At 57.4% G+C, this 7,214-nt stretch carries 5 protein-coding genes and 2 pseudogenes; 3 read left to right on the forward strand and 4 right to left on the reverse strand.

What is annotated here, in order from left to right; all coding sequences use genetic code 11:
- Positions 1-134 precede the first annotated feature (134 nt).
- Together LCM4573_RS28680 and LCM4573_RS18395 are read left to right on the forward strand one after the other, a co-directional pair.
- A pseudogene (locus tag LCM4573_RS28680) lies at positions 135-296 on the forward strand (IS110 family transposase); the annotation flags it as partial.
- 352 nt (positions 297-648) lie between these two features.
- Positions 649-1,101 carry a hypothetical protein gene (locus tag LCM4573_RS18395; protein WP_071007843.1) on the forward strand — a complete coding sequence of 151 codons (453 nt, stop codon included), beginning with the start codon at positions 649-651 and terminating at the stop codon, positions 1,099-1,101.
- On the opposite strand, the gene LCM4573_RS27455 is transcribed toward LCM4573_RS18395, so the two are convergent.
- Positions 1,098-1,331 carry a hypothetical protein gene (locus tag LCM4573_RS27455; protein WP_407071754.1) on the reverse strand — a complete coding sequence of 78 codons (234 nt, stop codon included), beginning with the start codon at positions 1,329-1,331 and terminating at the stop codon, positions 1,098-1,100. The two genes, LCM4573_RS18395 and LCM4573_RS27455, sit on opposite strands and share 4 nt — an antisense overlap.
- A 389-nt stretch (positions 1,332-1,720) precedes the next feature.
- Here LCM4573_RS27455 and LCM4573_RS18400 point away from each other — a divergent pair, with 389 nt between their 5' ends.
- A complete protein-coding gene (locus LCM4573_RS18400) occupies positions 1,721-4,684 on the forward strand; it encodes an autotransporter outer membrane beta-barrel domain-containing protein (protein WP_131818992.1) in 2,964 nt (987 codons plus the stop codon).
- 236 nt (positions 4,685-4,920) lie between these two features.
- Here the strand turns inward: LCM4573_RS18400 and LCM4573_RS18405 are convergent, their stop codons facing one another.
- The 3 genes and pseudogenes from LCM4573_RS18405 to LCM4573_RS18415 form a co-directional block, all read right to left on the reverse strand.
- Positions 4,921-5,994, reverse strand: coding sequence for a PAS domain S-box protein (locus LCM4573_RS18405; protein WP_071007845.1), 1,074 nt, complete (start codon positions 5,992-5,994; stop codon positions 4,921-4,923).
- A 222-nt stretch (positions 5,995-6,216) separates the two neighbouring features.
- Positions 6,217-6,396: pseudogene (locus tag LCM4573_RS18410) on the reverse strand (hypothetical protein); the annotation flags it as partial.
- Between the two features lie 451 nt (positions 6,397-6,847).
- Positions 6,848-7,039, reverse strand: a complete 192-nt coding sequence (locus LCM4573_RS18415) for a hypothetical protein (protein ID WP_244505361.1) — start codon at positions 7,037-7,039, stop codon at positions 6,848-6,850.
- Between the last annotated feature and the right edge of the window lie 175 nt (positions 7,040-7,214).

Consider the following 7,214-nt stretch of genomic DNA (forward strand, 5'->3'; position numbering starts at 1 on the left):
GAGTTCCGACCACATAGCGCGATCGGCAACAAGGTGCCGATTTCGCTTATGAACGGCTCATCGGCACCCCCGCCGAACTGAGCCTTAACCCCGGAAAATTCCAGCTCCCGCTGGCCCAAAATCGGGGGCACGTCAGGAGAAGCCGTAGGGCTAAAACCGACCGGCTAGACGCTGAGTCTATGGTCCGAATGTTCCGATCTTTCGACCAAGGTGACAGAACGGTGTGCCGCGAAGTTCGTGTTCCCACGCCGGAGGAAGAAGATGCCAAACGTCTCGACAGAGAACGCCTGCAGCTTTCGGCGTAAAGTGTTTGATGAAGGCCGGGGGGGACATTCGCTTGATCGCTGCGGGGGTCGCGAGCGGGCCGTCATCCTCTCGGCCGCGGATAGTTCCGAGCGAACATTCCGGGTGGCTAAGGGCGCCGTGGCTCGTACAGTCTTGACGCTCAAGAACGCCGAACGGCAACACCTTGCGTGGCCAGCCAGTGAGGCCTTCTAGGTGCGCGATGCTCACGCGCAGGTCGGAAAGCACGGCATGGGTGGCGGATTGGCTCATGTTCTCCTTCTTCAACGGACGCTGGAATAGGCATTACAAGGAACGAAGCTCCAGCTCTCGAGTTCAATGCGAAACAGCGCACGAGGGTAAACAATGTCGAATGCCAACCAAAACGATGACCGCAACGAGATAAACACCGGCGTTAGTCCGACCACGTTCGGAAGATCTCTTGAGAGCAAAGCTCAGATAGAGGACGCTGCAAAGATCGCATCGGCAACGGAAGACGGCGAAATCCTCAACGTGTATCGCCTCGTACCCGTGGCGCCTCCGTATGACGCCAGGTGGCAGCAAGCGCCAAACATTGGTGAGGTTGTCGTTGCTGCTAGAACATCGGGTGATGCTCGAATTGTTGCCGCAGGGCGTGAGCTCGACTTCCTAGAGGTCGATGCCCTACCTGGCGAAGATGTCACTACCCGTCACGCGAGTGCTTTCCGCGACGAGAAGGCATATACCGTGGTTGAAATCGAACATGGACGGCGAGATCTAAAGCGTGGCGTGATCAATGGATATGTGCCTGTGGACACGATCGCGTCAACGCAGGTTTAGCTCTCCGGCAAGCAGTAGACATCTCCCGCATCCGCCTCATCCCCCAATCCCTTGAGCGACGGATGACTAAGCTTACCGTCATGGGTCCAGCCGCGATATTCGATCTCGGCAATGAGTGCCGGCGCGGTTAGCACCAGGTTCTTGCCGCGGATCATCACTGGCGGCAGTCTCGTCTTGAGCTTGTCGAGCTGCTTTTTGAAACGCCTCGCTTCGTCCTGGGTGAAGCATATCCATCCCTCTTACCCTGCACCCACCGGGCTCATGCTGTCTTCTAGACCCCGGGCCACGCATTGTTGCGCAATTGCTACTATCGCAGGACAAAGCCGGACAAGCCGCCGTATATGCGTTGACTTCGATCTACAACCCGACTTTCATCATACTACCTTTTGGGGAGTAGTTCGTGGCTTCGAAGATCACACGCTTACGATCCAGAAAGACCGTTCTGCCAGAAAACAGGCAACTGCGGCGACGGGCGACTTCGGCCCGCTGGTGTCAGGCGTCATACCAAGACGTCGATACTCCGAGTGCTTGGGCTACGAAGGCTGATCCAGCCTTCCCAGTCGGAAGAGCGCTCTGCCTCCATAGTGCGATATCTGGCCCAGGAATAGCTGCCGCGGCCTTGCTCCTGACGACGGGTTCCGTTTTTGCCGATTGCGCCCCAGCCGGAACAGGAGTCGTTGTGTGCTCAGGAGCGGATAATGATGGCTACGCCAATACCGCTGGTGAAAGCGTCGCTGTGAGGGTGACCAGTGGCGCGACCATCAATTCCGGCGGCATCAGCATTACCGGACCTGGCGACAGCAGCATCGTCAACAGCGGTAACATCAATGGCAACCTTGGTGGAACCGTCGGTGGCAATCCGATGTCGAACATGTCGATCTACGCCACCGGCAACACGAACTTCACCATCGACCAGAATGGCAACATCAATCAGAATATCGGGATCGATGGCACGACTGGAACCAACTTCCTGATCGTACGTCCCGGCCGTTCCGTCAATGTAGTCGCGATGGAAGGTTTCAACAATGTCGTCGACAACGCCGGCATGTTCAATTCGACCCTGACCTTGACGGCTACGGGGGGCCAGAATGCCATTACCAACCGTGTTGGTGCCCAACTTAACACCATCATCCTCAACGGCACGAACAACGTCATCGACAATGCCGGCACCATCAACCAGTCGATTTCGCAGACCGGTACGGGCAGCAACAACATCATCAACCGGCCCGGCGCAGTTATCAGCGGCGTCATAGATACCTCGGTCGGGACTTCTGTCGACAGAATCGACAATGCGGGTACGATTAACAACGGCGCCAGGCTGGGCGAAGGCAACGACTACTTCGTCAACCGCGCCGGAGGCATCAGCGGCAACCCCGTCACGAATGGAACTATTGATACGGGCGCGGGAGATGACTTTCTCATCATGGCCGACGGCACGATCAATGGCCAAATCCTGCTCGGAGCCGGAGCTGATGTCGCTGCCGTCTCCGGGGGCCGGATCACCAACTCCGTCGATGCAGGTGAGGGCAACGACTATCTCCTATGGGGCGGCGGCACCATCAGCAGTGGGCTCTTTATGGGCGCCGGCGATGATAGCGCGATCCTGTCCAATCTCACCTCGACCAACCTGCCCCCCGGACTGCCGCTCGATGGAGGTGCCGRCAATGACCGGATGGCTTGGCAGAACACACAGAATGCAGCCGGCGGCCAAGGTACGAACGTCGATTCGATTAGAAACTGGGAGGTGATAGCACTCGCGCGAAATTCACATCTTACCTTCCAGTATGGCGGCGATACCTTGGTGCTGGGTGACTCCGGGACGCTGACGGGGCAACTGATCATTGATGACGCAACCTCAAGCGTGATTGCCGGYGCTTGGGGTACCCACGCCGTCAATTCGGCTGTGTCCGGCAATCCGGTGATCGTGAGCAACGCCGGGCTGATCGATATGACGACCGGTTCGCCGACCGATACCAACCGCTTCGTCGTAATGGGTGACTATGTCGGCAATAATGGCAAGGTAGGCCTGCAAACTTATCTCGGCACCGATAGCGACACCCTATCCGACCAGCTTGTCATCAATGGCGCCAATGGCGGTGGCGCTGCTTCCGGGTTGACGTTTCTCGAAGTCACTAATTTCGGGGGACCGGGAGAGCAAACGACCGCCAACGGAATACTGGTGGTCGATACTCAGAACGGGGCGACGTCGACAGCGGACTCCTTCGCGCTCGACAGCCCTGTCGCAGCGGGTATTTACGAATATCAACTATACAGGGGTGGTTTAGTCCCAAACGCAGCAACGGACAGTGACTGGTTCCTGCGTTCTTCGGTGATCGATACAAGTCCGCCACAACCGCCAATACCGCCGAATCCGACGCCAATCACACCAACGGTTCCAGTGGTGCCGGGTATTCCCACGCCACCGGATCCGGCGCCACAACCGCCTCAGCCGCCGATTCCGACGGACCCGACACCGATCACTCCGACAGTTCCCCCACTGTCACCCACGCCGATTACTCCGACTGTACCTCCCTTACCGCCGGTCGATCCACCGCCGGTGGCGCCACCAGGACCGCCGCCACCAATGCCGTCGCCGGGAGATCAAATACCGCTTATCCGTCCGGAAATTCCCGGCTATGTGATCATGCCGATGGTGGCATCGCAACTGGGGTTGGCGCAGCTCGATACGTTCCACCAGCGTCAGGGTAATCAGTCGTTGCTGGATAACTTTGGTGAGCATCCGCGCGTCTGGGTTCGCACTTTTGGGCAAACCTTTGAGTCAGACTGGGAGCCCGCGATCGAGGACACCACATACCAGATCAGTCCGACATTCGATGGGCATCTATGGGGACTCCAGCTTGGCCTCGATCTCTATGGGCGAGAGCATGACGATGGCAGCCAGGACCGCGCCGGGATTTTTTACGCGCACGGTCAAGCCAAAGGCGATGTCGTCGCGAATGTTCTAGCACAGACACAAATATATTCTGGAGAAGTGAACGTCGTAAGCGACGGAATAGGTGCGTACTGGACCTATCTCGATAAGGATGGCTGGTATTTCGATGCTGTTGGAATGGCGAACTGGTTGCATAGCGATGTCTCATCGTATCGTGGTATCGGTGCCGATATCGATGGATATTCACTGCTGGCGTCAGGCGAGGTCGGCATGCCTTTGCCCCTTGGCGAGATATGGACCATCGAGCCACAGGCTCAGCTCATCGTGCACCACGTATCCTTTGGCACAGAGAAGGACCCGTTCACCAGTATTGCCTACTCCGATCAAACCGGCGTCACCGGAAGAGTTGGTGCACGGCTCGAAGGCAACACACAGGTTGATGGACGTCCCGCGCAGTTCTTCTTCAGCGCCGATATTTGGCACCAGTTTTCCACGGACAGTTCGGTGAGATTCAACAATGTCAACATCGTCACGGAGACTGGCGGCACCTCGCTCGAACTTCAGGCGGGGCTCAATCTTCAACTGACCGATACCATCAGCGCCTTCGGGTCGGTACGGTATTCGACCGGATTGAATGACCGCAATGCCGAGTGGTTCGGCGGCAATGTTGGCCTTAAGGTGAAGTGGTAGCAGGCTTTTCCGTCAGTGTGGATAAAGAACCGTGTGGCTCGCGCGAAGCAAAGAACAGCCGGTCAGATGGTGGTGCTATGAGCACTATCCGCAATGGGATGAGATCAAGAGGAACGCGCGGGCTACCGGGTCGAGGTAGGCGAAGGCCGATCACCTCGATCCGCTGCAAGTTTCCTCAAATGCCCGGAGATCATAGCCTAAGCAACTCGACGACGGTCCAGCGGTCTCATCCTCGTTTAGTTGCCGAGGACCCGGCCGGGGATGGATATCCGTATTGAGACTCCGTGAGACATCCATTCACGTGAGATATCAGCCTCCAGACCCTTTCCGATTATCTTCTCAAGCATGCTCCCAAAACCCGTTGAGCGCCTGTCGGAGTCAACTTGTGAAGAGCCTTTACTTTCAATCCATGCGATCTCTAATGTCTCCGCGTCCGCCGCAGCCGTGATGTCCAATTTCCCCTCTTCGACTGACAGGGCGCCATATTTCGCTGCATTGGTCGCGAATTCATGAAACAGAAGCGCAAGACTTGTGATCTTGTCGCTTGCCACCTCTATGTCATCGCCGCCCACTTGCCATTGTCTTGCGCCAAATCGTTCATACGGTGCGAGAATACTCGACAGAAGTTGTAACAGAGTAATCCGCCGATCATCCGTTGCAGCCTCGCTATTCAGACTTGGCAGTGTCATCTCATGCGCTCGAGACAAAGCCAGCAATCTGTTCCTCATTCCCGTTGCCAGATCGGCGGGCGTTTGGGCCGTTCTCGCCGCAAGGGTGATGATGCTGCTGGTGATGGTAAACAGATTCTTTATCCGATGATGCATTTCCCGTAGCAGAAGTTCCCGCTGCTCGGCGGCGCGCCTTCGTTCTGAGATGTCACGGGCGATTTTCGACGCGCCGATGATCTTTCCGCTGCTATCTCGGATAGGCGAGATCGTAAGGGAGATATCGATCAGAGTGCCGTCTTTCCGCCGCCGTGTCGTCTCGAAATGATCGACCCGCTCGCCGGCCTGAATTCGGGCAAGAATGGCTGGTTCTTCGTCGAGGCGGTCGTCCGGAATCACGATAGTGATCGGCCTTCCGACCGCCTCGTGCGCCGTGTAGCCGAAGACACGCTCGGCGCCCTTGTTCCACGTCCTGATAACGCCGCTCAGGCTCTTGCTGACGATCGCATCGTCTGATGACTCGACGATCGCTGCAAGAAAAGCTGCAGCATCAGGCCCAGCTTGTGCAGCATTCACGTCAGCCTCTCGCTGCCGGGTATGGACCTGTGCGCGATTATTGCCTTGCTGCTCGTTCGAAGTCGTCATTTAGCCCGCCCATCAGATCATGACTGGAAACTACGATGGCCAGGCCATTGCCTAACGACTATAACCGCTAATCAGCCTCAATGATATTGGTGCTGATAACCACCAATGTACATCGAGAATMCGGCGTCCCCACTCCGTTTCTGCTCAAGAGTGACAATTCGACACGCTTAGTAAGAACTCACCAGTCATGAGAAGAGGGACGCCTACCGGATGGAAGACGGTGGCCACCGCTGCCACGGTGAGGCGCTTGTCCAGCCGCTCGATCGCCGCCGAGTTGGCGCGCGTCTCCGTCTGCACCTGATTCCAAGTGGCACCCCACGCGACGAAGCCGCCGGCAAAGCCGAGCAGGATCACGATGGTGTTGAGGTTATATTCAAATCGCCATTTGGGAGCGGCTGCCATCTCAGTGTTCCTGTCGGTCAATTCCCCGGCCCTCGTCTGATGCGTGTTGTGGTATAAAGTTCATGCTCCCTCGGTCTGTGGTAAAATCGACCGAGAGCGGGAATGCTGCCGATATGGATGCGATAAGTGCGACGATACCAGTTGGATCTGTGAGGCTCACCCGAATAGGCCCTGGGCTGGCCCGAAGGCATGCCATTGCGGCGCGGCCGGTATGCCCTGCCCCGTTTGCAATCCGGATGAAGGTGAAGAGCGTGAGCCCGACCTCACGCGAATGATGCGTTCGGTCATCCGAGCGCCGGGGAAGACGGCGAAACTAGCCTACTTCCGGCACCCGGCATCCTGCCGGCACTGATCGTTGTTGGAGGCTATCGCCGGGCCGGCTATGGCATCCTGCGAGGCCAGCCGCGCCGCCTGAGCGTCGGAGAAGCGCACGATCTGATAACCAGAGCCGTCAGTCRCACTCCCGCTCTGGCAAGCCGCTGTCACGCATGAAGACAAGACAACGATCGCGATCCGAAAGCTTGCGGAAATTAGCATTGTTCTTCTCCAGATTCTCAATGCGATTGAGGGCGTTCTTTGCCGCTTCGATCTTGGCGGCCTCCGTCGCTTCTTGCCGCCCGTAGAAATAGGCAGGAGCGGCCATCAGGGCAGCGCCGACAAGACCGCCGACGCCGAGCTTCTCCAGTCAAAGAGGGTCATCACGCCCTCACCTTCCGGTAAACGCCTGAACTGCCCCCCATTTCGACCGGACAGTCGGCATAAGCAGAAAGGCTCAAGCCCAGGCTTGAGGACAAGCTTATGTCTAACGAGTATCGACG

Source organism: Rhizobium sp. LCM 4573 (assembly GCF_001854865.1).
Lineage (GTDB): Bacteria > Pseudomonadota > Alphaproteobacteria > Rhizobiales > Rhizobiaceae > Neorhizobium.